Below are 25,801 nucleotides of genomic sequence, written 5' to 3'. Positions count from 1 at the left end.
GCCGAAGCAGTCAGGCGTGACGCGATCGGAGCCGAAGCAGTCAGGCGTGACGCGATCGGAGCCGAAGCAGTCAGGCGTGACGCACCCGAACATCCTGCTCCTGATGACGGACCAGCACCGGGCCGGTCTGACAGCCGCCGACGGGTTCACGCTGGACACGATGCCGTTCACGGACTCACTGTTCGCCTCCGGCACACGGTTCCAGCGCGCCTATACGACCGCCCCCGCATGTGTCCCCGCCCGTACCAGCCTGCTGACGGGACGTTGGCCGTCGACGCACCGGGTACGGCAGAACTCCGCTACGCATGAGGTCATCCGCGGCGACGACCTGCTGGACGTGCTCAGACGAGCGGGCTACGAGGTGCACTTCAACGGCAAGCCGCACATGTACCGGGGCAAGCAGGACTTCGACTCCTTCGCCGGCCCGTACGGCCACGAACGCGGACCGGACACCACCGACGAGCAACGGGCGTTCGCTGGCTGGCTGACGTCGATCGACCATGGCCCGGCCACCGAGCCGACCCCGTTCCCGCTGGAGGTGCAGTTTCCGTACCGGATCGTCTCGGACGCCATCTCCGCGCTGGACGGCCGCGACACCGACAAGCCGTTCTTCAGCTGGGTGTCGTTTCCCGAGCCGCACAACCCGTTCCAGGTGCCGGAGCCGTACTTCTCGCTCTTCGGTGAGGAGCAGATCCCCGAGCGCGGCGGCGGGCCGGAGGCGGCATACGCGAAGGGCGGCATGTTCGAGTGGCTGCGTGAGCTGATCGAGGAGAAGCGGCCCGGCTACGACGAGTTCTGGCGTCGGTACCGGGCGAACTACTGCGGGATGCTTCGGCTGCTGGACGATCAGATCCGGAGGCTCGTCGAGCACCTGGACGGCCGAGGCCTGCTCGCCAACACGATCATCATGTTCGTCGCCGATCACGGCGACTACTTCGCCGACTACGGCCTGCAGCGGAAAGGGGCCGGCGTTCCGGAACCCCTGATGCGTATTCCGTTTCACGCCGTCGGCCCGGGCATCGTCGACCATGACAATGCCGTGGACTTCGTCTCGCTCGCCGATCTCTTTCCGACCGTCTGCGAGGCGGTCGGCCAGGACGTGCCGCTGGGTGTCCAGGGCCGCAGCCTCTGGCCGCTGCTCACCGGTGACGACTATCCGCGGGAGGAATTCGACAGCGTCTATGCCGAGCATGGCTACGGCGGCATTCCCTACGCCCACGACGCGCGGCCGCCGCTGCACTTCCCGTATGAGGGGACCACGTTCGACGGCCTCAACAGTGTGACGCAGAGCGGTTCGACCCGGATGCTGCGCCACGGTGACTGGAAACTCACCTATGACAACGTCGGACGGGGCGAGCTGTACGACCTCGCGTCCGATCCTCTCGAGCTGGACGACCTGTGGGACGACCCCGGCCTGCGGGATGTCCGGACCGACCTGGTCGAACGCCTTCTGTGGTGGTCGACCCGGCTCACCGATGACCTGCCCGATGCGAACTACGAACCTCGTCGAGCTCCACACAACTGGTATGCCCCGTTCCACCACAGAGGTGAACGTCACCACAGAGGTCACAGCGACGTGTCTGTCTGAGAGGAGCACCACCATGCCCCAGCACCTCACTCGCCGCACATTTCTCAGTTCGGCGGCCCTCGCCGGCGCTGCCGTCACGCTGGGCGCCTGCGGAGACGATGCATCGGACGACGAGCCCAGCGGCGCCGGAGCCAGTGGCGGCCGGCTGACATGGTGGGATCATTTCCTACCGCTGGAGAACCTCCATACCTCGGTCTTCGAGCAATTCGCCGCGGACGGCGGCCACGCGGTCGAGTACACCGTGTACAACCCGGCCGAGCAGGGAGAGGCCCTGCAGATCGCGTTCGGTAGCGAGCAGCTCCCGGACGTGTTCACCATGGCCGGCGTGGCGGTGCCCCCGTCCGTGCTGGTCAAGCAGGGCTGGTTCTCGCCGCTGCCGAACGCCGAGGCGATTCGGGCCGCGCTGCCCGAGGGGGCGCTAGCGCCTGGGCTTCATTCCTTCGGCGGCGAGCTGTACTCGTTCCCGATCTTCACGTTCCGGCAGTACGGGACCCTGAACTGGTTCCACCGCGACGTCGCGGAGAACGCGGGCCTCGACCCGGACAGCCCGCCGGCGTCGTGGGACGACCTCCGCGCCGCCGCCGCTGCGGTGCAGGACAGCGGCGCCGCGGGCATCCTCCTGCCGGTCGGGTTCCCCGAGCGGCTGCAGACGTTCGTCCTCGAACTCGCTCAGACCGCCGGATTCCCGGGATCGCAGCTCGGTGGTAGCGACGGCATCGACCTCACCACCGGCGAGTACGCCTTCCACCACGAGGCGATCGTCCAGGCGATCGAGTTCCTGCTGTCCTTTCAACAGGACGAGACTCTGTTCCCGGGAAGCAGCTCGCTGGACGCGCGGGAGGGCAGGGCACGCTGGGCCAGTGGCGCCGCGGGCTACTTCTTCGACGGGCCTTGGAACGCGGGCGTGGTGGTGGGCGAATTCGCCGACGTCCTTGAACAGCTCGATGTGGGGCCGATCCCCACTCCGGACGGCAGCACACCCGTGATCACCCGCGCGCCTACCGGCGGGGCGTTCTGGGTCTCGGGGCAGACGAGCAACGTCGAGGACGCGTCCGCGCTCCTGGAGCTGTTCGTCGCAGAGGACTATCAGAAGGGCCTGGCCGCCGCAATGGACCAGCCGCCCCTGGACCTCGCGGCCGTCGCGGACTCCGAAGCGCATGAGACCTACAAGCGGGCGGTGCAGCTCTTCACCGACCAGGTCTTCCTGGGGCCGTCACCGCAGGTCCGCAACGCCAAGGTCTCCGAGGTGCAGGCTGCGACCACGCCGGTGGAACCCGGTCTCGGCGCGATCGTGCAGGGGGCCTTCACCGGACAGGTCGACGATCTTCAAGCCGCTCTGCGGAAGCTCAGCGACGAATCGGAGAAGGTCCGCGAGGCGGCGATCTCCGAGGCAGGCGGCGGTGAGGTGAGCGTGGACGACTGGGCGTTCCCCGACTGGCAGCCAGGTTCCGACTACGTGACCGCCGCCAAGTCCTGATCCCGCGCTCGCGTGGCCGGTCCGGTGCTCGCGCGGCAGACCCAGCACTCGCGTGACCGCATCTCAACGAGGAGACGAATATGAGCGAACTTTCCCGCAGAGGACTCTTCCGAGGCGCCGGCGCGCTCGGCGCCGCCACGCTTCTCGGTGCGTGCGATACGTCGCCCGGCGGTGGGGGCGATGACGGAGTCGGGGGCGGCAGCGCGTCGGGCTCCGGCGGCGACGGCGCGTTGACGTGGTGGGATCACAACCTCAACCTGATTCCGGTCAACGAACAGTTCTTCGAGCAGTTCGAGAAGGACTCCGGGATCGCGGTCGACTACACGAACTACCCACCGCCGGAGCTCGGTGAGGCGCTTCAGTTGGCCAAGCAGAGTGACCAGCTTCCGGACGTACATAGCCTTGCCGGGCTCGGCCTTCCGGTGTCGGCGCTGATCAACGGGGGCTGGCTGCAGCCGGTCCGCTTCGACGACGCGGCGCTGTCACGGTTGCCCGAGGGTGCGCTGATGGACGGCGTTCACGTGTTCGGAGGCGACATCTACACCGTCCCGATCTTTGCGCAGCGGCAGTACTGGTGTACGACCTGGTACAACACCGAGATGCTGGAAGCGGCCGACGTCGAGCCGCCGTCGACGTACGACGAGTTCCGGGCGGCGGCCAAGGCGGTACAAGACACCGCCGGCGGCAACACATACGGGTGGATCTTCAACCTCGCCCAGACCGAACGGGTGCAAGAGCTCGTCAATTTCCTGGCCCAGCCCGCGGGGTTCGAAGGTTTCGACGGTCTCGAGTTCGCCTCCGGTGAGATCGTCTACCACCATGAGGCCTACCTCAACGTCATCGAGTTCTTGCTGTCGCTTCAGCAAGACGGCCTGTTGTTCCCGGGCTCGCAGACACTGATCGACAAGGAGGGCCGGGTTCGCTGGGCGGCCGGGGCGGCCGGGTTCTACCTCGACGGTCCGTGGTGTGCCGGCAGCCTTCAGTCGGATGCGCCGGAGTTCCTGGACAGACTCGGCTCGGCACCGATCCTCGTGCCGGACGCGTCGTCCGACCGGGTGACCTATCGGCGCGTGGGGAGCGGCGTCTACTTCTTGTCCGCGGCGTCGCGACACGCTGACGTCGCACCCCAGCTGATGGGCCACCAGACGAGCACGGAGTACTACATCGGCATCGCTGAAGGCATGGCGCAGCCGCCGCTCGACCTGTCCGCGGTCGAAGGCGCCGATGTTCACCCCGCTTGGGCACAGCAGATGGACTGGTTCGCCGAACAGAGCTTCCTGGCGCCGACGCCGGTGGTGCAGAACCCGGAGATCGACATGGTCGAGGCCGAGCGCAAGCCCATCGAGCCCAGCTTCGGCGCCATCGTGTCCGGCGCGTTCAGCGGCGATGTCGACGACTACGCGCAGGCGCTGAAGGACCTCAGCGCGAAGGCGATGGCCGAGCGCGATCGCGCCATCGGCGAGGCCAAGAAGAAGGGCGCGAAGGTCGACGCCAGCGACTATGCGTTCCCCGACTGGAAGCCGAAGCAGGACTACGTCCCATGATCCAGGACTACGGCCCATGATCATCGAGGATAGGCGGCGTCATAGCACCGCGAATACTCGATGATCATGGGAGGGGGGGTCACGGGAGAGCCGCGTTGACGAGTGCGCCGAGGGCCGCCGCCTGGAGATCACGCTCGGCGGCGGCGTGGTCATCGCTGCCGGCCATGTTGTCGACCTCGTGCGGGTCCGCCTCGAGGTCGAACATCTCGGCGTAGGCGGTGTCGCCGACATGCGCGTTGACCAGCTTGTACCGCCCGTCCGTCACGGTGAGGAACCGCTCGCCCTCGGCCAGCACGTGAGTGTGACCGGCTCCGTCGAGATGACGGCCGTCGACACCGTCGTCGGCACCAGCAGCAGCACCGTCGGCGTCGGCGAAGGCGAGCAACGTCGGGTAGACGTCCACCAGACTGCTGAGCCGGTCACTACGCGTACCGGCGCCCTCCCGTCCGGGCCTGCACAGAATCAGCGGCACGCGCAGAACGTCGTCGTAGAAGCAGCGGTTCTTGCCCCAGAAGCCGTGGTTGCCCAGCATCTCGCCGTGGTCGCAGGTAAAGACGACGGCGAGGTTGTCGCCGAAGGCGGCCTGCGCCGCGGCGATGATCTCACCGATCTGGTCGTCGATGAGGGCGACGTTGGCGTGATAGTTCAGCCGCAGCCGCCGCCAGAAGTCGGCGTCCCGGTCGTGATAGCCGCCACCCTCCATGTGTCCCTGCGAGGGCCCGTGGAAGCTTCGATAGTGCAACCGCGCCGGGTCGTCCCACTCGGATGCGACGACGTGTGGCTCACCCAGCTTCGTCTCGTCCACCCGGGAGAGGTACTCGGCGGGCGCGTCGAAGGGAAAGTGCGGCCCGCTGAACGACGCCCAGATGAACCTCGGCCGGTCGTCGTCGCGAGTGCTGTCGTGGGCGCCGTCATCGCCGTTGATCCATTCGCACGTCTTGCGGCCGACCCAGGCGTCCGGGTGCCACTCGGCCGGGCCGGGGAACGGGAACACCTTGCGGGCCTCGCGGTCCCAGACCGCGTCACGATAGGCCTCGAGGTGGCCGGCCTTCTCCAGCTCCTGGGCGTAGTCGTCGTAGTACCAGACCGACACCTGCTTGTCGTCTTGAAGTGCGAGGTGCTCGATCCCGAGGCTCATGTAGTACTCGCGGAATGCCTCGTACGGAAGCGTCCGGTCCGGCCGCGTGTCGCCGTAGGGCACCGGAGCGTAATGGCACTTCCCGATGTGACCGACGGAGTATCCGCGCGCGCCGAACTCTTGATAGAGATTCGGCACGTCGGCGGACAGCCGGGTGTCACGGAAGTTGCTGTACGCGCCGTGATTGTGCGGGTATCGGCCGGTGAGCAGGGAAGAACGGCTGGGCAGACACCACGGGCTGGCGGTGTACGTGCAGTCGAAGACGGTGCCGTCGGCGGCAAGGCGGTCGAGGTTCGGGGTCGCCACGGCTTCGTTTCCGTAGCAGCCCAGAGCGTCGCGCCGGAGCTGGTCGGCGGTGATCAGTAGGACGGCGGGTCTGGAGGCCACGAGTCCCCCCGGGGTCGGCATGGTTGTACTACGTTGTACACATCGTTGTATCAGTATGCTACTCAAGTGACTCCGGGAGGTTCACGTGCCGGACGACGACAGACTCAATGTTCTCCTTGTCGCCAGCGACGAGCAGCGCTGGGACACGCTGGGCTTCGCGGGAAACCCCGCCGCACGGACACCACATCTGGATGGTCTCGCCGACGAGGCGACCGTCTTCGACGGCGCGTACACGCCCTTCCCGCTGTGCTGTCCCTCCCGGGCCAGCCTCTGGACCGGACGCATGCCCCGGCACCACCACGTCCTGGGCAACTGGCGCGCGATCAACCCCGAGCTACGCGAAGCCGGGCTGGGCCGCGCGTTCCGGGAGGCCGGCTACCACACGATCTACAACGGCAAGTGGCATGTACCCGGCACTACGCCGGCCCGCATGGGCTTCACCGACTGCTCGGCCATCCCCGCCGTCCTGAACGGCCGCGACCGGGGGCGCTACATCGAGGCGTACCGCCGATACGCCGGTGAGCAGGGCTACGAGCTCGTCGCCGGGCACGTCGAGAACCTCACCCCGGCCGACGTCGGCACCCTCCGGACCGCACCTCACCGCGGCACGTCTCAGATCGCTCTCGACGACTACCTGGAGACGTGGCAGACCGGCGAGCTACTGCGATCACTGGACGGCGCCCCCGCCGATAAGCCGTGGTTCGCCGCCTGCTCGTTCAACGCGCCGCATTTTCCGATGATCGTCCCGGCCCCCTACGACCAGCTGATCGACCGCGATCTGGTGAGCCTCCCGGCCAGCTTCGCGACCGGCACCGGCACCAAGCCGAAGGAGGTGTCGGAGTCGACGTTCGCGACCAAGTACGCGGATCTCGACGAGCCGGGCTGGGTCGACATGATCGCCCACTACCTGGGCATGTGTGCGCTGGTCGACAGCCAGGTCGGATCGATCGTCGAGTACCTGAGGACCACCGGGCAGCTGGACCGGACGATCATCGTCTTCACCACTGATCACGGCGACATGATGGGAGCACATCGGCTCATGGAGAAGGGCCATCTGCTCCACTACGAGGAGGCGCTGCGGGTGCCGCTGCTCGTGCGCCACCCGGACGCCGTGACGTCACCGGCCCGCGTCGAGAACCTGGTGTCGATGGTGGACGTCGCGGGCAGCCTCTGCGACCTGGCGGGCGTGCCATGGAACGAGGCCGACGACGGACTGTCGTTCGCGGACATGGTCGGATCGGCGAGCCCTTCGCCGACGCGATCACACGTCACCGCGGAGACCGTTCTGTACAACATGGATGCCGACGCCAACGGCGAATACGTGGACCCCGTCGAATGGGACCCGGGATCGGACGCGATCAATGTCTCCGTCCGCACCGGCGACGTCCGCTACATCTACCGTTCCCGCGATATCGACGAGTTCTACGACCACACGGTCGATCCGGGCGAGCAACATAACGTCGCAGCGGAACCATCCCGCCGGGCCGAGCGCCGGCGGCTGCGCCACCTTCTCGCGGGCGAGATCGCCGATGTCTTCCCGCATGTCTCCGACACACTGAAACGTTCCGCATGACGTTATAGCGTTTGTGCTTCAGCCGCGGACCTGCTGAGGGGTGAAGATGTCATGGGGGCGACCATCAAGGACGTCGCGAAGCTGGCCGGTGTCTCGATCAAGACGGTCTCCAACGTCCTCAACGGGTACCCGTACCTGACCGAGGCAACGAAGTCGAAGGTCGAAAAGGCGATGGCCGAACTCGACTATCGCCCCAACATCGCCGCGCGCAATCTCCGGCGCGGCCGTACCGGCGTCATCGCCCTGGCCCTGCCGAACCTCAGCAGTCCGTACTTCGCCGAGATCGCACAGCTTGTCGTCGGCGAGGCCGGCGCGCGTGACCTCACCGTCCTGGTGGACGCCACCGACGGCGATCTCGAACGGGAGAAGCTGGTGGCCGACGGGTTCCGCAGCCAGCTGTTGGACGGCATGATCCTGCAGCCATGGTCGGTCTCGGCGCAGTCTCTGCGCGAACGCGGCGACAGATCACCTTTGGTGTTGCTGGGCGAACGGCGGGTCATGAACGCCGACAGCGTCGCCATCGACAGCCGTGCGGCGGCGTACGCGGCCGTCGAGCACCTGCTCACAATGGGCCGGCGCAGGATCGTCGCGATCGGATCCAAGGTGCGCGGCCGGGGCGGCAGACGTCCGCAGGAGCCGGGCCGGCGGCACAAGGGCTACGAGGAGGCACTGGCCGCCTTCGACGTGCCGTTCGACCCGGACCTGCTCTCCCATCCGGAGGGTGACCACACCCCCGAGGCGGTCGCACGAGCCGTCGACGACCTGTTCAGGACGACAACTGACGTCGACGCGTTCTTCGCCTTCAACGATCGCGTGGCACTCGGCGTGATGCGCGCGCTACTCAACCGCGGGGTAAGGATTCCCGACGACATCGCCGTGATCGGCATCGACGACATCGAGGCCGCGCGGCTGAACTCGCCGTCGCTGTCGACGGTCGCGCCGGACAAGGCCGGCATCGCCCGCACGGCGCTCGAGATGCTCGCGGACCGCATCGCCGGTTCCGATCGTCCGGCCCGCCAAGTCGTGGCCGACTTCACCCTGATCGAACGCGAATCCACCAAGCCCCGTTGATCATGAACACTAACCGTTCATATTGCACGGTTAGTGTTCATGATCATGGGCTGGTGGGGTCAGGCGTGCCAGTTGTGCGGCGCGCGCTTCGGCGTGTAGGCGGCAACCGGTAGATCGTCGACGACGCGGGTCGACCATCGCAGCAACCGCTCCATCAATTCGGCACGGACATGCGCGACCGCCGGATCCGCCTCGAGATTGGTCAGCTCCATCGGGTCCGCATCGACGTCGTACAGCTCGACGTCGCCGGTGACGTGGTAGATGAGCTTCCAGTGATCGTGCCGGAGCATCCTCGATGTCCCACTCTGGGTGACGCTGTTGAGCTCGTCGTACACCTCACCGTCGTAGGAGAAATGCAGCGCGGGGCGTTCGTCCGCGTCGTAGGGCAGGCCGCCGTAGCCCCGCTCGGCGTAGATGCTGTCGAACTCGGCCGCCGGATACGTCTCGCCCGTCAGCATCGGCCACAGGCTCCGGCCCTGGACGCCGTACGGGATCGGCCGGCCGACCGCCTCGCACAGCGTGGGGAAGACGTCGACCAGGGAGACGAAGTCGTCATGGTTGTCTCGGGCTGCGACCCCGGGTCCGGTGATCATGAACGGAATCCGCATCAGCGCCTCCGGCATCCCGGCCCCCTTGCGCTGCAGCCCGTAGTCACCCACGTAGTCACCGTGGTCAGAGATGAACACGATGATGGTCTCCCGCAGGACGCCGTCCTCTTCGAGGAAACCGATCAAGCGCCGGAGCTGGTCGTCGATCAGCCGGAGCATGCCCAGGTAGCTCGCCCGGTACCGCCGCCACCCGTCGTCGTATCCGGGCCTCTTCTCCTCGGTCACCTCGCGCAGCCACCGCCACGCCCCGCCCTTCGCCTCGGCGGCCTCCGGGCCACACGCGCGATCCGGCAGGTCCTGCTCCCCGAACATCGAGAAGTACGGTTCCGGCACCTGATAGGGGTTGTGCGGCTCGGGCAGTGAGACCCAGGAGAAGAACGGCTTGTCGCGGTCACGCCCTCGCAGCGAGGCGATCATGTCCGAGACGATCCGGTAGGGATACTGCACCTCAAGCGGGAACGGAGTCGGCTCCGACGTCGGGCCGTGGTCGATCGAACGCAGCCATGCGCTGAACCGCTCCTCCTCGTCCGTGCGGTCGGGCGCCTGCACATGCCAGTACGGCCCGGAGAACGAGTCGTAATCGTCCTCGCCATTGCGGTAGACGTGGGTCTTTCCGGCGAAGTGCAGGCCGTAGCCGGCGTCGCGGAGGACGTCGAGCAGATCCTCGCCTCGCAGCACCTCGGGCACGGCCGAGTTCTGCCGCACTCGATGAGCGGACGGGAACCGCCCGGTGACCAGGCTCGTGCGCGCGGGCACACAGGCCGGCGCGGTGGTGTACCCGCGCCGGAACCTGGTGCCCGACGCCGCCAGCCCATCCAGGAACGGCATCGTGTCCAGCGGATACCCCTCCGCCGCGGACAGGTCGGCTCGGTGCTGGTCGGTCATCACCATGAGGACGTTCGGAGCATCGGTTCGCTGACCATTCAGGTACGGAGCACTCATGCCGGGCCGCCTTCCTCGGCGGCTTCACGGGCACGACGACGGTGGGCGTCGACCAGCTCTTGCGGGAACGCGCTGCTCGGCCGTCTGACGATGTCGCGGATCACCTCCACCGGGAGCTTCGGTTCCCGGTCCTCGGTCAGCAGGCCGTTTCGCTCCTGCATGGTGTCGGTGAGCTGGGTGTAGCAGAAGCCGGCCACCTGCGGACTCTGCAACAACGCGTCGGTCAGGTCCTCGAAGGTGCGCTTGAACTCCTCCGCCGAGTCCACCGCGCGGTACCCGTACCACCGCTGGCCGCTGGTCGGCGTGTAGGACAGGCCGCCGTATTCGGTGATGACCAATGGCCGGCCGTCGACGTCGGAATAGCCGTCGCCGTTGGCGCCGTTGTTGCTTTGGCTATTCGTGTGATCTAGCATCAGCTTCCTGCCGGCCGGCCCCACCCCGGCCAGCGTGCGGCGGACCGCGTCGGCGTCGCCGAAGCGGCTGCGTAGACCGGCACCGTCCGGGGCGTAGTCGTGTATGCCGAGGATGTCGGTCTCGGTGTGCTCCCACCCGTCGTTCGCGATCACCGGACGAGTCGGGTCGATCGCCTTGGTCAGGTGGTAGAGGCCACGGGCGTAGTGCTGCTGCCGTGCAGACGTGCCGATCTTCGGGACGCCCCAGCTCTCGTTCAGCGGCACCCAGGTGACGACCGACGGGTGCCCGCGGTCGCGGTCGACGACCTCCAGCCATTCCCGGGTGAACCGGTCGGCCGCCTCGCCCGAGAACATCTGCGCGTTGGCCATCTCGCCCCACACGAGCAGCCCGAGACGGTCGCACCAGTAGAGGAACCGAGGATCTTCGACCTTCTGATGGATGCGCACTCCGGTGAATCCGAGCTCCTTGATCAGCTCCACCTCGCGGCGCAGGGCGTCGTCATTCGGCGCGGCCAGATGCGACTCCGGCCAGAATCCTTGTTCAAGCACCATGCGCAGGTAGTACGGCCGATCGTTCAGCCGGAAGGCACCGTCGGCGATCGAGACCTCTCGGAGACCGGCATAGCTGGTGACCTCGTCGGTCCCCGCTTCGGTGCTGAGCCGGACGTCGACGTCGAACAGGGTCGGCGACTCCGGTGTCCACAGGATCGGCGGCCGGTGATCGTTCAGCAGCGACGGCAGGAAGAGCCGGGCGTAGACGATGCATCGGGCCTGACTGCTCCGAACCGGCACGGTGCAGGTCGCGTGCAGCTCGCCGTCGAGGGTCAGCGTGACGTCGACGGTGCCGGTGGCGTCGCGGACGCCGTCGATCACGATCTCGACGTCGACGGCGCCGTCGGCCGCCGCGAGACCCGTGACGACCTGATCGATGTGGACGGCCGGCACGGGCTCCAGCCAGACCGTCTGCCAGATCCCGCTGGTCCGGTCGTACCAGATGCCCGACGGCTCGGCGTTCCAGGTCTGTTTGCCGCGCGGCTGCCCTGTGTCGGTGGGCTCATCCTCGGCCCGCACCACCAGCGTCTGCCACTCGGTGGACAAGTCGACGACCTCGGTGATGTCGAGCGTGAACGGCGTGTGCCCGCCCTCGTGCTCGCCGGCCTTGTGACCGTTGACCCACACCGTGGCGCGGTAGTCGACGGCGCCGAAGTGCAGGAGTAGCCGCTCGTCCGCACGGATCTCGGCGACGAACGTCCGCTCGTACCACAGGACGGGGTGGAAGGACGTGTCCGCGACTCCGGAGAGCTTCGACTCCGGCGGGTAGGGCACCTCGATGGTGCGGTCGAACACGCCGTCCGGCGAGTCGAACCATCGCTGCGCAATGCCCTGATCCGTGTCGTCGAATGCGAACCGCCACGTTCCGTTCAGGTCGGTCCATCGCGGACGCCGGAGAAGGGGCCTCGGGTGTGGTGTCTCCTCGGTCACGATACGTGCTCAACTCCTTGCCACCGATTTTCAACGTTGTGTACAACGTAGTAAATCACGTCATGTCGACCCCCTCCAGACTCAACCTCCGCAATCATCAACCGCCGACCGCACAGTGACGCCGTTCGTTCGCCGATGATCACGGAGGTGTGGGAGGGAGAAACAGCGCCGGGGGTGAAGCCACGCGGAAGAGCACGCCATGCAGCCGTTGCGAAACTCGACGTGTACGTTTAGGCTCGCCTAAGTTAGCTTCGCCTATGCTGAGAACATGACCTTCGTACGGGGAACACGATGACGATCACCGCCGACGCGGACCCGGGTGCGCTGAACGCTGCCGCGACGACCGACACCAGCACGCTGCCGTGGCGTCCCTTCCGGGTCGCCGTCGCCCGCCTGGAGCCGCTCAGCCCGTCGTTCTTACGCATCACCTTCACCGGTGACGACCTCGATCAGTTCGGCCACGACGGCCCGGACCAGCGAATCAAGCTCTACATTCCACGCCCCGGACAAGGTCTACCCGAGTTCTCGCTCACCGACTGGTACGCCCAGTACCGCAACTCCGATCCGGACACCCGCGGATTCATCCGCACCTACACCATCCGGGCGGTCCGTCCCGGCCGTCGTGAGCTGGACGTCGACTTCGTCCTGCATGACGTGCACGGCACGCACGCCGGGCCCGCCGACGACGGCGAGATCAGCTGCCCGGCGGCGTCCTGGGCCGCCGGTGCGCGCGTCGGCGACGAGCTCGTCCTGATCGGACCCAACCGCCTCTACCCGGCCGACAGCGGCGGGTACGAGTGGAACCCGCCGGTCAGCGCACGTGACATCATCATCGCCGGCGACGAGACCGCGGTCCCGGCCATCGCGGGCATCCTGGAGCGCCTGTGCGACAGCCCGCACAGCGACGAGACTCCATCCGCCGGACGTCCGCGCGTCCGGGTCTTCCTGGAGGTTCCCGACGCCGCGGACGCCTTGGACTTGCGCGCGCCGGCGCATGCCGAGATCACCTGGCTGCCGCGGCGCCGCGAGGACGGCGCCTCCGCGGCCAACGGGCAGCCCCTGGTCGACGCCGTCACCTCCGCCGACTTCGGCACCCCCAGATCGGCATCGGACGACGCGTCCGCGGTCGACACCGTCGACATCGACCTCGAGGTGCTCTGGGAGGTTGCCGCAGGCGCCACCAGCAGCATCTACGTCTGGGTCGCCGGTGAGGCGGGCGCGGTGAAGGCCATCCGGCGACACCTGGTCCGCGAACGCGGCGTCGACAAGGGCGCGGTCACCTTCATGGGTTACTGGCGACTAGGTCGCTCGCTCGACTGAGCGGACCACCGTCGTCGTTGAAAAGCCTTCGACACGTCGGCGGATCGGGCGGTAGTTTGCGGCACGTCAGGCCTCGGTAAGAACGGTCGGCTGGTGGGGTACCCAGAGGACGCCGCGACGCACGAGCGTGTAGCACGGCTGCGCGTGCGGCTGCTCCCGGCCTGCTGACTCGCAGCGGCAGCAGCGACTACCGGCGCGTGGACGCTGAGGATCGTCAGCGGAACAGCGTCTCCGGGTAGGCGGCGTCGACCTCCTCGACCTCGTAGCCCTCGCCGTCGGCGTCGCCGCCGATGTCACGGATGCTCACGCAGATGCCGGTCTGCCGATCCAGGGCCACCCGATGTGCGTCAGCGAATCTCGGCATCGGCTCCGGCACCGGCCCGCCTTCCTCCTGCAGGATGGCGACCGTGACGTCGTTGTATAGCAGCGCGCAGCAGCTGCAGCGTGGGTCATAGGTGGGCGCCGGACGTACCGTGGCGACCACCGTGGGACGGCCGTGCCGCTCCGTCTCCTCCAAGTCCAGCACGTCCACACCGACGGGACGAACGGCGTTGCGCTCCGGCGGCTCGTCCGGGTCGGCACCGTCGGCCAGCTCCCTCGGGTCGAGCATGGCGACCCAGTAGTAGTTGACGTGCATCGGATCGTCGTAGGACACCATGAAGTCGTCGGCACGACGAGCCACCAGTCCGTCCGCGCGCCACACCGGCTGTGGCGCCTCCGGGTCCTGCGGCGCGTGCACGTCCGCCGGCGGCGCCTCATCCGGCGTATCCGGCACGTCATCCGCGTAGACCAGCGGCATGTAGCCGTCGCCTTCGACTCCGCCCTCGTCCTCGCCTTGGCCGCTACGCATGCTGACCATGAGGCTACGCCCCCGGCCTGCGCTGCGGCGCTCGTCCACCACGTACGGCGGCCGCTTCGATGGTTCGAGGTATTCCACCCGCATCCGGCCGGGGCGGCGGATCCAGGCGCGCACCTGCTCGCCGTCGTCGCGCCCCACTATGGTCCGCGTCAGACGGACTGACGACCACAGCCACGGCGACGACCGCGCCAGCGCCCGGAACGTCTCCACATCGACCATAGCTGCGACGTTACGCGGCCCGGGATCCAGGCGCGAACGCTTTTCGACGCCCGGACATCGGGTCGAGACGCTGAACCATCGCGGGACGCGGGTCCACCGCCTTGACTGGTAACCGTCATCGAAGCACGAGTGAAAGATCAGGTGTTCACATGAGTATGGCCATGGCTGCCGACGCCCGGGAGCGTTTCCTCGCCGAGACTCGCATCGGCATCTTCACCGTCGCCCGGCCGGACCGGGAACGGGCGCCGCTGTCCGTGCCCGTCTGGTACGGATACACACCTGGCGGCGACGTCGAGGTGTTCATGGACGCCGGCTCGGTGAAGGACAAGCTCCTGCGCCAGGCCGGACGATTCAGCCTCAGCGTCCACACCGAAGACCTGCCGTACCGCTACGTCACCGTGGAAGGGCCGGCGACCTGGGAGGAGTCGCCGACGCCGGACCAGCTCCGCGCCGTCGCCGGGCGCTACCTCAACCCCGGGGACACCCAGAACTACGTCGACACCCAGATGAGTCGTCGGACGATCCTGGTACGCATGCGGCCCGAGCGTTGGCTGAGCAACGACCAGAGCGAGGTCTGGGCGCAGCTGCAGGCTTCCTGGTACGGCAACGGCGCCTAACAGGAGTGTTCGCCATCGTGTATAGGCACCTGCGGCGATCGGTGCGATGCTATACGCAACCATCGGCCCGCTGATCGTGTCTCTACGCATGGCCGCCCTACCGTTCGCATGGTGTGGCACGACGTCTCACTCCTGGGAGGACCGCGATGACCAGCGCGAGTGGCACAAGCCTGTCAGCTCTGCGAGACCGGATCGGCGGCGCGGTGCTGATGCCGGGAGACGACGGCTATGACCACGCTCGTGCGGTGTGGAACGCAATGGTGGACCGCAAGCCCCGCGTCATCGTGCGCTGCGCCGGCCCGGACGACGTGGCCGTCGCGGTCCGTTACGCCCAGGATGCCGGCCTCGAGGTCGCAGTGCGTTGCGGCGGGCACAGCGTGGTCGGCCATGCGGTCCCCGAAGACGGGCTGATGATCGACCTGACCACGATGAACCAGGTGCACGTCGATCCGGCACGGCGACGGGCACGCGTCGAGGGCGGAGCGCTGCTGGGCGCGCTCGATCGGGCGAGTCTGCCGCACGGGCTGGCGACCACCGCCGGCAACGTCTCGCATACCGGCGTCGGCGGTCTGACCCTCGGTGGCGGGATGGGCTGGCTCGCCCGGCAACATGGTCTGTCCTGTGACAACGTCGTCTCTTTCACGGTCGTGACCGCCGACGGGCGGAATGTGCGAGCCAGTGCGGACCAGAACCCGGAGCTGTATTGGGGCCTGCGCGGCGGCGGCGGGAACTTCGGGGTGGTCACGGAGTTCGAGTTCCAGCTGCACCCCGTGACCGGACGCACGTTCCTGGCCGATCTCACGTTCAGCCTCGATGACGCTCCCGGCGTCATGCGAGGCTGGCGGGATCTCATCGCCACGGCGCCACGTGCCGCCACGATGACCGCCTGGGCGGGCGCCCAGCAGGGCGAACCATGCGCCGGGGTGGGTTTCGTATGGGTGGGCGACCCCGACGACGCCGCGTCGCTGCTCGCCGACCTACGCTCGCTCGGCCGGCCGATGGCCGAGCAGGCACACGAGCTGCACTACGTGGACCTGCAACGGATCGATGACAACATCGAAGGTCACACCTTCCGCCGGTATTGGAAGGGTCACTACCTCCGCGAACTGTCCGACGCCGCCATCGACGCGTTCCTCATGCGTGGGGCGCCGGACGGGCGCGGGGAGGCGCTGCCGAACGCCAGCCTGCAGGCCTACGGTGGGGCGATATCGGACGTCGCCGACGCCGCGACCGCGTTCTGCCACCGTGACACTCTGGTCGAGTTCGTCGCGGCGGCGAAGTGGGAAGACCCGGCCGAGGACGAGGCGCGCATCGCGGCTGCCCGGAGATACGGCGCGTCGCTCGCACCGTACGCCAGCGGCGCCTACGTCAATGCCCTGACCGACGAGGGGCGGGCCGGCGTCCAGCGCGCGTACCCGCCCGAGCACCTGGCCCGGCTCACCGCGCTGAAGAACACGTGGGACCCGGACAACGTCTTCCACCTCAACCACAACATCGAGCCGGCACCGCGTTCAACGCCGTAGGCGACCGCCCAACAGGCAACGCCGTAGGGCGACGGCCAACAGGCAACGCCGTAGGCGACGGTCGCCCAGCCGCGCGTCTGTCGAAGACGGAAAGTGACGCGAGACTCGAGGCGGAAACGGACGACGGCCTGCGGACCGAGCGTGATGGTGCTCGGTCGGCAGGCCGTTGTGCGGAGAAAAGTGTGCCGTGGCGTCGAGGGGAGGAGAGTGTCCTCAGGCGAGGCGCTTGGCCAGGTTCTCGTCGAGCGCGCCGAGGAAGTCCTCGGTGGTGCTCCACTCCTGGTCGTCGCCGACCAGCAGCGCGAGGTCCTTGGTCATGGTGCCGGACTCGACCGTCTTGATCACGACATCCTCGAGGGCCTGCGCAAAACCGGTGACCTCCGGGGTGTTGTCCAGCTTGCCGCGGTGCATCAGGCCGCGTGTCCACGCGAAGATCGAGGCGATCGGGTTGGTGGAAGTCGGCTTGCCCTGCTGGTGCTGGCGGTAGTGCCGGGTCACGGTGCCGTGTGCGGCCTCTGCTTCCACGGTCCGGCCGTCCGGCGTCATCAGCACCGAGGTCATCAGGCCCAGCGAACCGAAGCCCTGCGCCACCGTGTCGGACTGGACGTCGCCGTCGTAGTTCTTGCAGGCCCAGACGTAGCCGCCCTCCCACTTCAGCGCGGCGGCGACCATGTCGTCGATCAGCCGATGCTCGTAGGTGAGGCCGGCGGCCTCGAAATCGGCCTTGAACTCGCGCTCGAAGACGTCGGCGAAGATGTCCTTGAAGGCGCCGTCGTAGGCCTTGAGGATGGTGTTCTTCGTGGACATGTAGACCGGGTAGCCGCGCTGCAGGCCGTAGGAGAACGATGCCCGCGCGAAGTCCTCGATCGACTTGGTGAAGTTGTACATGCCCATGACGACGCCGCCGTCCTCGGGCATCTGCACGACCTCGTGCTCGATCGGCTCCGAGCCGTCGGCCGGCGTGTAGGTGATGGTCACCGTGCCGGGGCCGGGCACCTTGAAGTTGGTCGCGCGGTACTGGTCGCCGTGCGCGTGCCGGCCGATGATGATCGGCTTGGTCCAGCCCGGCACCAGCCGTGGGATGTTGGAGATGATGATCGGCTCGCGGAAGACCACACCGCCCAGGATGTTCCGGATGGTCCCGTTGGGCGACAGCCACATCTTCTTCAGGCCGAACTCCTCGACCCGCGCCTCGTCCGGCGTGATGGTCGCGCACTTCACACCGGCGCCGTGCTCCTTGATCGCCTTCGCGGCGTCGACGGTGACCTGGTCGTCGGTGGCGTCGCGGTTCTGGATCGACAGGTCGTAGTAGCGCAGATCCACGTCGAGGTACGGGTGGATCAGCCGCTCCTTGATGAACGACCAGATGATCCGTGTCATCTCGTCGCCGTCGAGTTCGACGACGGGTCCGGCTACCTTGATCTTCGCCATGGGTCTACGCTCCTGGATTCACGATTTCTCTCGACGTCAAGATATCAAACCTGCGCGGGCCTCCCGACCGCCGGCATCGTCGACGGCCGGGACCGCAGCGGAGAGATCAGATCAGGCCCAGAGACGTGACCGTGTCCCGCTCCTCCACCAGCTCCTGCACCGACGCGTCGATCCGCTGCTGGGAGAAGTCGTTGATCTCCAGCCCTTGCACGATCTCCCAGCTGCCGTTCCGGGACACCACCGGGAAGGACGACACCAACCCCTCAGGTACCCCGTACGAGCCGTCGGACACCAGTCCGGCCGACGTCCAGTCGCCCTCCGGCGTCCCGAGCACCCAGTCATGCACGTGGTCGATCGCCGCGTTCGCCGCCGACGCCGCCGACGACGCGCCGCGCGCCTCGATGATCGCCGCGCCGCGCTTGGCGACCGTCGGGATGAACTCGTCCGCCAGCCAGGCCTCGTCGTTGACGACCTCGGCCGCGTTCTTGCCGCCGATCTCCGCGTGGAAGATGTCCGGGTACTGGGTGGCGGAGTGGTTGCCCCAGATGGTCAGCTTGGTGATCTCGTCCACGGCCGCGCCCGTCTTGGCCGCCAGCTGCGACAGCGCCCGATTGTGGTCCAGCCGCGTCATCGCGGTGAACCGGTCCGCCGGGACGTCCGGCGCGTGCGCCTTCGCGATCAGTGCGTTCGTGTTGGCCGGGTTACCGACGACGAGGACCCGGACGTCGTCGGCGGCGCCGGCGTTGATCGCCTCACCCTGCGGGCCGAAGATGCCGCCGTTGGCCTCCAGCAGGTCGCCCCGTTCCATGCCCTTGGTCCGCGGCCGCGCCCCGACCAGGAGCGCCACGTTGACGCCGTCGAACGCCTGGCGCGCGTCGTCGCTGATGTCGATCCCCTTCAACAGCGGGAACGCGCAGTCGTCCAGCTCCATGGCGGTGCCCTCGGCCGCCTTCACCGCCTGCGGGATCTCCAGCAGCCGTAGCTTGACCGGGGTCTCCGGGCCGAGCAGCTGACCGGACGCGACCCGGAACAGCAGGGCGTACCCGATCTGGCCGGCAGCACCGGTGACCGTCACAGTGACAGGGGCGTGAACCATGGCAGTTCTCCTACAAACTCGCTAACTCGGAGGCGGAACGATAAGGGCGGCAATGAGCGTACCGCCGCCCAGGAACGCGAGGGTGAGCACGTCCAGGAAACGCGAACGCACCAGCAGCAGGCCCGCCCGGGAGTTCGGGAGGACCAGTCGCAGGAACGCGGCGATGCAGATCCCGCCGGCGATGATGACCGTGCCGCGCTTGAAGTGGTCGTTCGCGACGACGGCCAGACCACCGACGACGATCCCCAGCGCGGCCAGGAACGGCCACTGCCGGAACACGGCACGGAACCAGCTGGCCGGCGTCATGCGCCGTTCCGCAGCGACGGCCCATCGGCTGCGTTTTCCGGCGTCGGACGCTTTGCTCATGGTCACCGCTGCGAAATCTCCACCCAGCGCTGATCGCGGGGGCCGGTGTACTCGCTGGCCGGCCGGATCAACCGGTTGTCTTCGTGCTGCTCGATGACGTGGGCGGTCCAGCCGCTCATCCGGGAGATCGCGAACACCGGGGTGAACAGGTCGGTTGGGATGCCGAGCGCGTGGTAGACGCTGGCCGCGTAGAAGTCGACGTTCGGGTATAGCCCCTTCTCCTCCATCACCACGTCCTCCATGCGGCGGGAGAAGTCGAAGTAGCGCCGGTTACCGGTGAGCTCGGCCAGTTCCTCGCTCATCTTGCGCAGATGGGTGGCGCGCGGGTCCTCGGTCTTGTAGACGCGGTGGCCGAAGCCCATCAGCTTCCGGCCGGCCTCCAGCTCGCCGCGGACGAACCCGTCGACCTGGTCGACGTCGCCGTCGATCGAGCTCAGCGTCTTCATCACGGCCTCGTTGGCGCCCCCGTGCAGCGGCCCGCGCAGCGCACCCATCGCACCGGTGATGGCGGAATGGATGTCGGAGAGCGTCGCGGCGATGACCCGGGCGGTGAACGTGGAGGCGTTCATCGTGTGGTCGGCGTGCAGCACCAGACAGGCGTCGAAGATCTCCACCGCACGGTGTTGCGGCCGCTCACCGGTGATCTGCAGCAGGAAGTTGCCCGCAATACCCAGCTCGGGGTCGAGGTCTGCGACCTCGCGGCCGTTGCGCGCGGCCTCGTACCGGGCCACCAGGATCGGCATCTGCGCCACCAGGCGCGTCGCCTTGCGCCGGTCCGCCTCGAGAGAGGAATCCGCGGCGTCCGGGTCGTCCACCGACAGCGACGAGACCAGTGTGCGCAGCGCCTCCATCGGAGTGCCGCTGCGGAACACGTGCGGCAACAGGGCCTCCGTCGTCGGGCCGATTCTGCGGTCCGACGCGAGATCCGCCGTCAGGCTGTCCAGCTGCTGCCGGTTCGGCAGGATGCCTCGCTGCAGCAGATGGACGCATTCCTCGAAGGAGATGCGCTGCGCGATGTCGTGGATGTCATAGCCGCGATAGAACAGGCGGCCCTGCTCACCGTCGATATCGGAGATCGAGGTAGTGGCCGCGACGACGTCGGCGAGGCCACGCGAAGATTTGTCGGCCATCAGGTATGGGACCTCCTCGTCTGTGGAGTCGCCGCCACCCTACCGAAGCGTAAGCCCGATTCCGTCGCCCGCCCACCCGTCGACACCTAAATGATCATGTTTGGTAGGTCTTCTCGTGCTCCAACAGGTCTGCAGGCATGGTAGAGCACGAGAAAACCCACTTCACATGATCATTTAGAGCGGCGTCGGGTACCGCACAGGCCGCTCCAGGGGTCAGCTCTTCAGCGAACGTCCGGTCGTGTCCAGCTCCTGCTTGAGGACTCGGATCGCCTTCGGCCCAACGCCGTGCATCGCCTTCAGCTCGGCCTCGGTCAACTCGGCCACCTGCGCGAGCGACGTGATGCCGGCGTCGACAAGCGCCTGGGTCGCGGGCCGCCCAATCGCCTTGGGTAAGTCACCGACCTTCCCGGGTGTCGCGGTTTCCGCAACAGTCGCGTGTGCGACGAGCCGCTGCGGAGCGTTCGCGAGCCAGGCACGGCGCACCCAATGGTTGAGCTGCTGGCCGTCAATGTCCGCAAGCGAGATGCGGACACCAATCGGCGTCGTTCCGTCAATCAGACGTTCGGCGGACGGGTGCGACGTCAGGAAATCCGCCTGCTCTTCCTCGCCTAGATGGAGTGACACGTCCACGTCCGCGGTGTTCGCCGACGCGAATGTGCGGTCGGCCACCGCGAACGAGACCACGCCGTGCGCGGCGCTCTGCTCTTCGACCTCCTGAAGCGACAGCGCGGCCCGCCGAAACTGCCGGACATCTGTCACACTCCCACCCCCGGGAACCTAAATGATCATGTTTGGTAGGTCTTCTCGTGCTCCAACAGGTCTGCAGGCATGGTAGAGCAGGAGAAAACCCACTTCACATGATCATTTAGGCGTGGCGGTCGGCGGCTTCGACGACGTTGGAGAGGAGCATGGCGCGGGTCATCGGGCCGACGCCGCCGGGGTTCGGGGACACCCAGCCGGCCACGTCGTACACGCCGGGGTCGACGTCGCCCACGATCTTCGACTTCCCGGTCTCCGGATCCGGCTCCCGGCTCACGCCGACGTCGAGCACGACGGCGCCCGGCTTCACGTTCTCCGCGGTCACGATCCTCGGCACCCCGGCCGCCGCCACGATCACGTCGGCGCCGCGCAGGTGCGCGTTCAGATCGGCGGTCCCAGTGTGCGTCAGCGTCGCCGTCGCGTTCACCGCACGGCGCGTCAGCAGCAGCGGCAGCGACCGCCCGACCGTCACCCCGCGCCCGACGACGACGACGTCCCGCCCGGCCAGCTCGATGCCATGCCGCGTCATCAGCTCGATGACGCCGCGCGGCGTGCACGGCAACGGCGAGGTGATCTCCTTGTTCACGCCCAGCGCCAGCCGGCCCAGGTTGGTCGGGTGCAGCCCGTCCACGTCCTTGTCCGGGTCGACCCGCTCCAGGATCGCCTCGGTATCGATGTGCTTCGGCAGCGGCAGCTGCACGATGTAGCCGGTGCAGGCGGGGTCCGCGTTCAGCTCGTCGACCACCGCTTCCAGCTCCGCCTGGGTGATGGTGTCCGGGAGGTCGCGACGGATCGAGTTGATCCCGACCTCGGCACAGTCCCGGTGCTTGCCGTTGACGTACCACTGTGAGCCCGGGTCGTCGCCGACCAGCACCGTCCCGAGCCCGGGCGTCCGGCCCGCCGCCGTGAGCTTGGCGACCCGTTCGCTCAGCTCTGCCTTGATGGTCGCCGCCGTCGCCTTGCCGTCAAGAATCTTCGCCGTCATCGTCGTCTCTCCAACATCATCGTGGAAGCAGTGTCATCGAAGCTGGTCAGGCTCGCCCTAGCAAGCATGGTGCGCCGAGTGCTCGCTGGCACGCGCCATTTGTCCTGATCTGTGGAAGCATTCAGCGCACCATGCCGCAGAGCGCACGCGCCTAGTGGAAGAAATGCCGCGAACCTGTCAGGTACATGGTGATGCCGGCCTCGCGCGCGGCGGCGACGACCTCGTCGTCGCGGACCGAGCCGCCCGGCTGGGCGACGGCCCGTACCCCGCCGTCGATCAGTACCTGCAGCCCGTCCGGGAACGGGAAGAACGCATCCGACGACGCGACCGACCCGGCGGCCCGCTCGCCCGCCCGGGCGACCGCCAGCCGCGCCGAGTCGACCCGGTTGACCTGGCCCATCCCGACGCCGACCGCGGCGCCGTCGGACGCCAGCAGGATCGCGTTCGACTTCACCGACCGCACCGCCCGCCACGCGAAGACCAGGTCGGCCAGCGTCCGCTCGTCCGCCGGATCACCGGTGGCCAGCGTCCACGAGGACGGATCGTCGCCGGGGGCATCCACCCGGTCGGCACGCTGCATCAGCAGTCCGCCCGAGATCGCCCGGGTCTCCACCGGGCCGCGCGCGTCGTCGGCGACCCGCAGCAGCCGGATGTTCTTCTTCTGCGTGAGGATCTTCAGTGCGTCCTCATCGAACTCAGGCGCGACGACGACCTCGGTGAACACGTCGGCGATCTGCTCCGCCGCAGCGCCCGTGAGCGGCCGGTTCACCGCGATCACGCCGCCGAACGCGGAGACCGGGTCGGTCGCGTGTGCCTTGCGGTGGGCCTCGGCGACGTCCGCGCCGACGGCGATCCCGCACGGGTTGGCATGCTTGATGACGGCGACGGCCGGCTCGGCGAAGTCGTGCGCGGACCGCCAGGCGGCGTCGGCGTCTACGTAGTTGTTATACGACATCTCCTTGCCGTGCAGCTGTTCCGCACCGGCCAGACCCGCCGGACCGTGCCCGGACCGGTAGAGCGCCGCGCTCTGGTGCGGATTCTCGCCGTACCGCAACACCGACGCCCGGTCCCAGGTGGCCCCGACCCACGCCGGGAAGCCGCTGCCGCCGGACGTGTCGGTCAGCACGTTGCCCATCCAGGAGGCGACAGCGACGTCGTAGGTGGCGGTGTGCACGAACGCGTCGGCGGCGAGCCGCTGCCGCTCGGCCTGGCTGAATCCGCCGGCGCGGACCGCCGCGAGTACCTCGCCGTAGCGGGACGGATCAACGACGACGGCGACGCTGGCGTGGTTCTTCGCCGCCGCCCGCACCATCGACGGACCGCCGATGTCGATCTGCTCGATCACCTCGTCCGCGCCGGCGCCCGAGGCGACCGTGTCGGCGAACGGGTACAGGTTGCACACGACCAGGTTGAACGGATCGATCTCCAGGTCAGCAAGCTGGTCGCGGTGGGCGGGCAGGCGCAGATCCGCCAGCAGCCCGGCATGCACCCGCGGGTGCAGCGTCTTGACCCGGCCGTCCAGGCATTCGGGGAAACCGGTGAGTTCCTCGACCCGAGTGACCGGAACCCCGGCGTCGGCGATCCGCGACGCCGTCGATCCGGTGGAGACGATCTCGACGCCGGCCTCGGCCAGTCCACGCGCGAGATCTTCCAGGCCGGTCTTGTCATAGACGCTGATCAGCGCGCGGGCAACCGGGATCTGTCCGTCGGATGTGCCGTGAGCATCAGACGCGCGGGTAGCAGCGGACGGATCAGGGGAGGTTGGCGAAGCGGATCCGGCGGAAGCGGAGCCAGCGGAAGCGGAGCCGGGGGAAGCGAAGTCGGGGGTGGAGGTGGCGCTCATCTCTCTCCTCAGCGAGCAGCGGCCCACGCGAGGTCAGCCGCGGACGACGTTCGACCCAGGCCCAGGCGTCCGACCTGCGGTCTGCTGCTGGTGTGTCGCTCCCCGGTGGTGATCCACCCAGCGCCAGTCACGACGCCGCCAACTGTAGCACCCACAACGTCCTGCGGGTGGTTGCCTCCGACGCCGCGAGGTGTGCGACCGACCGCGGTACCGGTCACGGTGACGCCGACGCCGACGAGGCGGGCTCTGTCAGGAATCACCAGACCGGTCAGGAATCAAGAAGCACCAGCCAGCGAGCGGCGTCTAGCGTGATTCCACGAACGCAGACACCAACCGACACCAATCGACACGGAGGTAACCATGCCCGTACAGGCGACCGCTATCATGCTCGGCGTCTCGGATCTGGCGCGCGCCAAGCAGTTCTATGCCGACCTCGGCGGCACCGTCACCCAGGAATACCCCGGCTTCGCCCGGCTGGACCTCGGCGAGGGGTCGTCCTCGCTGGCGCTGTACCCGTGGGAGCAGGTGGCCAAGGACGCCGGCGTCTCCGCCGAGGGGTCCGGCTTCCGGGGCTTCTCGCTCCATTTCATCGTCGACACGTCCGAGGCCGTCGACGAGGCCATGCGCGACGCGGTGGCGGCCGGTGCCACCGTCGTGAAGGAGGCCACCGCGACGAAGTGGGGAAGCTTCGGCTATTTCAGCGACCCGGACGGCTACCTGTGGAAGGTCGCGTCCTCGTCCTAGCCGGGAACGAGGAGCAGATAAGAGCAGTCACCGAAAGCGACGGAAGCGCCTAGTCCTGCCTCTGGACTGGGCGCTTCTGCGTTCGCCACGCCTTCTGCAACCCCGATGGCACCAGGGCGGAGATTCGGACCGACTGGGACTGACCAGCGTTCCGAGGCGACGTCTGGGCCGTACAGTTCCCGCAACCCGTTGGAACCAGGCCTTGCGTGATCCTGACGACCAACGCCTTGATTCCCCGGCTCGGTTCGATCACCGTCGCTGAGATCACTGGATCCGAGGGGCCGGTCACAACCCATGTCGAGGTCCGACCAGAAGCGGGCTTGACGGGACATCCACAGTCGTGGATCAACGTGACAGGGATACACACAGTGCCCAAAGGCGAGCTGCGCAGGCATCGCGGACGTCTGGCCCCGCCTGAGCTATCGCGTCTTGCAGCAGCTGTGTTCAACTACCTCGATCTCGACGACTATGTCGACATTGAACACGACGAAGGCAGTGATCAGGTCAATCTCGACTTGGCGCGAAATCCGCGGTAGGTCCTAGTACGCAGTACCTCCCCACCGCTCCGCCATCCGCTCGTCCTCCTCGACACCGGCGACATGGGTGTCGTAGATGTGCTGGATCGCCGTCCCAATCCCTCCCGACCGGCACTATTCAAGGTGAGGTCAATTCGTGGTCGGTAGCGA

Annotated in this window: 20 protein-coding genes, 1 pseudogene and 1 riboswitch; of the genes and pseudogenes, 10 read left to right on the top strand and 11 right to left on the bottom strand. The window is 67.7% G+C overall.

All coding sequences use genetic code 11. From position 1 onward, the window contains the following. Positions 1-76: 76 nt before the first annotated feature. The 3 genes from G1H10_RS05215 to G1H10_RS05205 all read left to right on the top strand — a co-directional run bounded on the left by G1H10_RS05215 (position 77) and on the right by G1H10_RS05205 (position 4,609). Positions 77-1,588 (top strand): sulfatase-like hydrolase/transferase, encoded by a 1,512-nt coding sequence (locus G1H10_RS05215; protein WP_216852921.1) that lies wholly within the window; start codon positions 77-79, stop codon positions 1,586-1,588. A 13-nt stretch (positions 1,589-1,601) separates the two neighbouring features. Beyond that, positions 1,602-3,065 carry a sugar ABC transporter substrate-binding protein gene (locus G1H10_RS05210; RefSeq protein ID WP_163733704.1) on the top strand — a complete coding sequence of 488 codons (1,464 nt, stop codon included), beginning with the start codon at positions 1,602-1,604 and terminating at the stop codon, positions 3,063-3,065. A gap of 80 nt (positions 3,066-3,145) precedes the next feature. Beyond that, positions 3,146-4,609: an ABC transporter substrate-binding protein gene (locus G1H10_RS05205; protein WP_163733701.1), complete on the top strand. Its 1,464-nt coding sequence runs from the start codon at positions 3,146-3,148 to the stop codon at positions 4,607-4,609. A gap of 79 nt (positions 4,610-4,688) precedes the next feature. Here the strand turns inward: G1H10_RS05205 and G1H10_RS05200 are convergent, their stop codons facing one another. Beyond that, entirely contained in the window at positions 4,689-6,134 is a 1,446-nt protein-coding gene (locus tag G1H10_RS05200) for a sulfatase family protein (RefSeq protein WP_163733698.1), read from the bottom strand. A gap of 85 nt (positions 6,135-6,219) precedes the next feature. Between G1H10_RS05200 and G1H10_RS05195 the strand changes: the two genes are divergently transcribed. Continuing rightward, the gene (locus G1H10_RS05195; RefSeq protein ID WP_163733695.1) at positions 6,220-7,707 is read left to right on the top strand and encodes a sulfatase-like hydrolase/transferase; all 1,488 of its coding nucleotides are present in this window, start codon (positions 6,220-6,222) and stop codon (positions 7,705-7,707) included. Between the two features lie 51 nt (positions 7,708-7,758). Next, positions 7,759-8,778, top strand: coding sequence for a LacI family DNA-binding transcriptional regulator (locus G1H10_RS05190; RefSeq protein ID WP_163733692.1), 1,020 nt, complete (start codon positions 7,759-7,761; stop codon positions 8,776-8,778). Positions 8,779-8,837: 59 nt separating this feature from the next. Here the strand turns inward: G1H10_RS05190 and G1H10_RS05185 are convergent, their stop codons facing one another. Together G1H10_RS05185 and G1H10_RS05180 are read right to left on the bottom strand one after the other, a co-directional pair. Beyond that, positions 8,838-10,328 (bottom strand): sulfatase-like hydrolase/transferase, encoded by a 1,491-nt coding sequence (locus G1H10_RS05185; protein WP_163733688.1) that lies wholly within the window; start codon positions 10,326-10,328, stop codon positions 8,838-8,840. After that, a complete protein-coding gene (locus G1H10_RS05180) occupies positions 10,325-12,223 on the bottom strand; it encodes a glycoside hydrolase family 2 protein (RefSeq protein ID WP_216852920.1) in 1,899 nt (632 codons plus the stop codon). The genes G1H10_RS05185 and G1H10_RS05180 overlap by 4 nt, the downstream gene beginning before the upstream one ends. Positions 12,224-12,514: 291 nt before the next feature. On the opposite strand from G1H10_RS05180, the gene G1H10_RS05175 reads away from it, so the two are divergent. Beyond that, entirely contained in the window at positions 12,515-13,543 is a 1,029-nt protein-coding gene (locus G1H10_RS05175; protein WP_163733686.1) for a siderophore-interacting protein, read from the top strand. A 214-nt stretch (positions 13,544-13,757) separates the two neighbouring features. On the opposite strand, the gene G1H10_RS05170 is transcribed toward G1H10_RS05175, so the two are convergent. Further along, positions 13,758-14,621 (bottom strand): hypothetical protein, encoded by an 864-nt coding sequence (locus G1H10_RS05170; protein ID WP_163733683.1) that lies wholly within the window; start codon positions 14,619-14,621, stop codon positions 13,758-13,760. A 149-nt stretch (positions 14,622-14,770) separates the two neighbouring features. Here G1H10_RS05170 and G1H10_RS05165 point away from each other — a divergent pair, with 149 nt between their 5' ends. Beyond that, a complete protein-coding gene (locus G1H10_RS05165; protein ID WP_163733680.1) occupies positions 14,771-15,238 on the top strand; it encodes a pyridoxamine 5'-phosphate oxidase family protein in 468 nt (155 codons plus the stop codon). Positions 15,239-15,384: 146 nt separating this feature from the next. Then, entirely contained in the window at positions 15,385-16,761 is a 1,377-nt protein-coding gene (locus G1H10_RS05160) for an FAD-binding oxidoreductase (RefSeq protein ID WP_163733677.1), read from the top strand. A gap of 213 nt (positions 16,762-16,974) precedes the next feature. On the opposite strand, the gene G1H10_RS05155 is transcribed toward G1H10_RS05160, so the two are convergent. From G1H10_RS05155 to purH, 7 genes are all read right to left on the bottom strand, one after another. Then, positions 16,975-18,192, bottom strand: coding sequence for an NADP-dependent isocitrate dehydrogenase (locus G1H10_RS05155; RefSeq protein ID WP_163733674.1), 1,218 nt, complete (start codon positions 18,190-18,192; stop codon positions 16,975-16,977). Between the two features lie 106 nt (positions 18,193-18,298). Beyond that, a complete protein-coding gene (locus tag G1H10_RS05150) occupies positions 18,299-19,288 on the bottom strand; it encodes a malate dehydrogenase (protein WP_163733671.1) in 990 nt (329 codons plus the stop codon). A 21-nt stretch (positions 19,289-19,309) separates the two neighbouring features. Further along, positions 19,310-19,654, bottom strand: a complete 345-nt coding sequence (locus tag G1H10_RS05145) for a DUF3017 domain-containing protein (RefSeq protein ID WP_246219208.1) — start codon at positions 19,652-19,654, stop codon at positions 19,310-19,312. 2 nt (positions 19,655-19,656) lie between these two features. Continuing rightward, the gene (locus tag G1H10_RS05140) at positions 19,657-20,784 is read right to left on the bottom strand and encodes a citrate/2-methylcitrate synthase (RefSeq protein ID WP_163733668.1); all 1,128 of its coding nucleotides are present in this window, start codon (positions 20,782-20,784) and stop codon (positions 19,657-19,659) included. Positions 20,785-20,997: 213 nt separating this feature from the next. Further along, positions 20,998-21,543, bottom strand: a complete 546-nt coding sequence (locus G1H10_RS34415; RefSeq protein ID WP_163733665.1) for a helix-hairpin-helix domain-containing protein — start codon at positions 21,541-21,543, stop codon at positions 20,998-21,000. 106 nt (positions 21,544-21,649) lie between these two features. After that, positions 21,650-22,528 (bottom strand): bifunctional methylenetetrahydrofolate dehydrogenase/methenyltetrahydrofolate cyclohydrolase, encoded by an 879-nt coding sequence (locus tag G1H10_RS05130; protein ID WP_163733663.1) that lies wholly within the window; start codon positions 22,526-22,528, stop codon positions 21,650-21,652. A 151-nt stretch (positions 22,529-22,679) separates the two neighbouring features. Beyond that, positions 22,680-24,371: a bifunctional phosphoribosylaminoimidazolecarboxamide formyltransferase/IMP cyclohydrolase gene (purH, locus tag G1H10_RS05125; protein WP_163733660.1), complete on the bottom strand. Its 1,692-nt coding sequence runs from the start codon at positions 24,369-24,371 to the stop codon at positions 22,680-22,682. A 52-nt stretch (positions 24,372-24,423) separates the two neighbouring features. Beyond that, positions 24,424-24,512: riboswitch (ZMP/ZTP riboswitch) on the bottom strand. Positions 24,513-24,731: 219 nt separating this feature from the next. Between purH and G1H10_RS05120 the strand changes: the two genes are divergently transcribed. After that, positions 24,732-25,115 (top strand): VOC family protein, encoded by a 384-nt coding sequence (locus G1H10_RS05120; protein WP_163733658.1) that lies wholly within the window; start codon positions 24,732-24,734, stop codon positions 25,113-25,115. Positions 25,116-25,279: 164 nt separating this feature from the next. Next, positions 25,280-25,651, top strand: a pseudogene (locus tag G1H10_RS05115) (type II toxin-antitoxin system PemK/MazF family toxin); the annotation flags it as partial. Positions 25,652-25,801: the final 150 nt, after the last annotated feature.

It is taken from the genome of Phytoactinopolyspora halotolerans, from assembly GCF_010550675.1.
Lineage (GTDB): Bacteria > Actinomycetota > Actinomycetes > Jiangellales > Jiangellaceae > Phytoactinopolyspora > Phytoactinopolyspora halotolerans.
The sequence above is the reverse complement of the archived record's forward strand: the minus strand, read 5'-3'. Positions and strand labels throughout refer to the sequence as shown.

Excerpts from the sequence above, each read along its gene's own strand:
- G1H10_RS05210 (WP_163733704.1), top strand. The coding sequence starts at position 1,602 with ATGCCCCAGCACCTCACTCGCCGCACATTTCTCAGTTCGGCGGCCCTC.
- G1H10_RS05205 (WP_163733701.1), top strand. The coding sequence starts at position 3,146 with ATGAGCGAACTTTCCCGCAGAGGACTCTTCCGAGGCGCCGGCGCGCTC.
- G1H10_RS05190 (WP_163733692.1), top strand. The coding sequence starts at position 7,759 with ATGGGGGCGACCATCAAGGACGTCGCGAAGCTGGCCGGTGTCTCGATC.
- G1H10_RS05185 (WP_163733688.1), bottom strand. The coding sequence starts at position 10,328 with ATGAGTGCTCCGTACCTGAATGGTCAGCGAACCGATGCTCCGAACGTC.
- G1H10_RS05175 (WP_163733686.1), top strand. The coding sequence starts at position 12,515 with ATGACGATCACCGCCGACGCGGACCCGGGTGCGCTGAACGCTGCCGCG.
- G1H10_RS05170 (WP_163733683.1), bottom strand. The coding sequence starts at position 14,621 with ATGGTCGATGTGGAGACGTTCCGGGCGCTGGCGCGGTCGTCGCCGTGG.
- G1H10_RS05165 (WP_163733680.1), top strand. The coding sequence starts at position 14,771 with ATGAGTATGGCCATGGCTGCCGACGCCCGGGAGCGTTTCCTCGCCGAG.
- G1H10_RS05160 (WP_163733677.1), top strand. The coding sequence starts at position 15,385 with ATGACCAGCGCGAGTGGCACAAGCCTGTCAGCTCTGCGAGACCGGATC.
- G1H10_RS05155 (WP_163733674.1), bottom strand. The coding sequence starts at position 18,192 with ATGGCGAAGATCAAGGTAGCCGGACCCGTCGTCGAACTCGACGGCGAC.
- G1H10_RS05150 (WP_163733671.1), bottom strand. The coding sequence starts at position 19,288 with ATGGTTCACGCCCCTGTCACTGTGACGGTCACCGGTGCTGCCGGCCAG.
- G1H10_RS05145 (WP_246219208.1), bottom strand. The coding sequence starts at position 19,654 with ATGAGCAAAGCGTCCGACGCCGGAAAACGCAGCCGATGGGCCGTCGCT.
- G1H10_RS05140 (WP_163733668.1), bottom strand. The coding sequence starts at position 20,784 with ATGGCCGACAAATCTTCGCGTGGCCTCGCCGACGTCGTCGCGGCCACT.
- G1H10_RS05130 (WP_163733663.1), bottom strand. The coding sequence starts at position 22,528 with ATGACGGCGAAGATTCTTGACGGCAAGGCGACGGCGGCGACCATCAAG.
- purH (WP_163733660.1), bottom strand. The coding sequence starts at position 24,371 with ATGAGCGCCACCTCCACCCCCGACTTCGCTTCCCCCGGCTCCGCTTCC.
- G1H10_RS05120 (WP_163733658.1), top strand. The coding sequence starts at position 24,732 with ATGCCCGTACAGGCGACCGCTATCATGCTCGGCGTCTCGGATCTGGCG.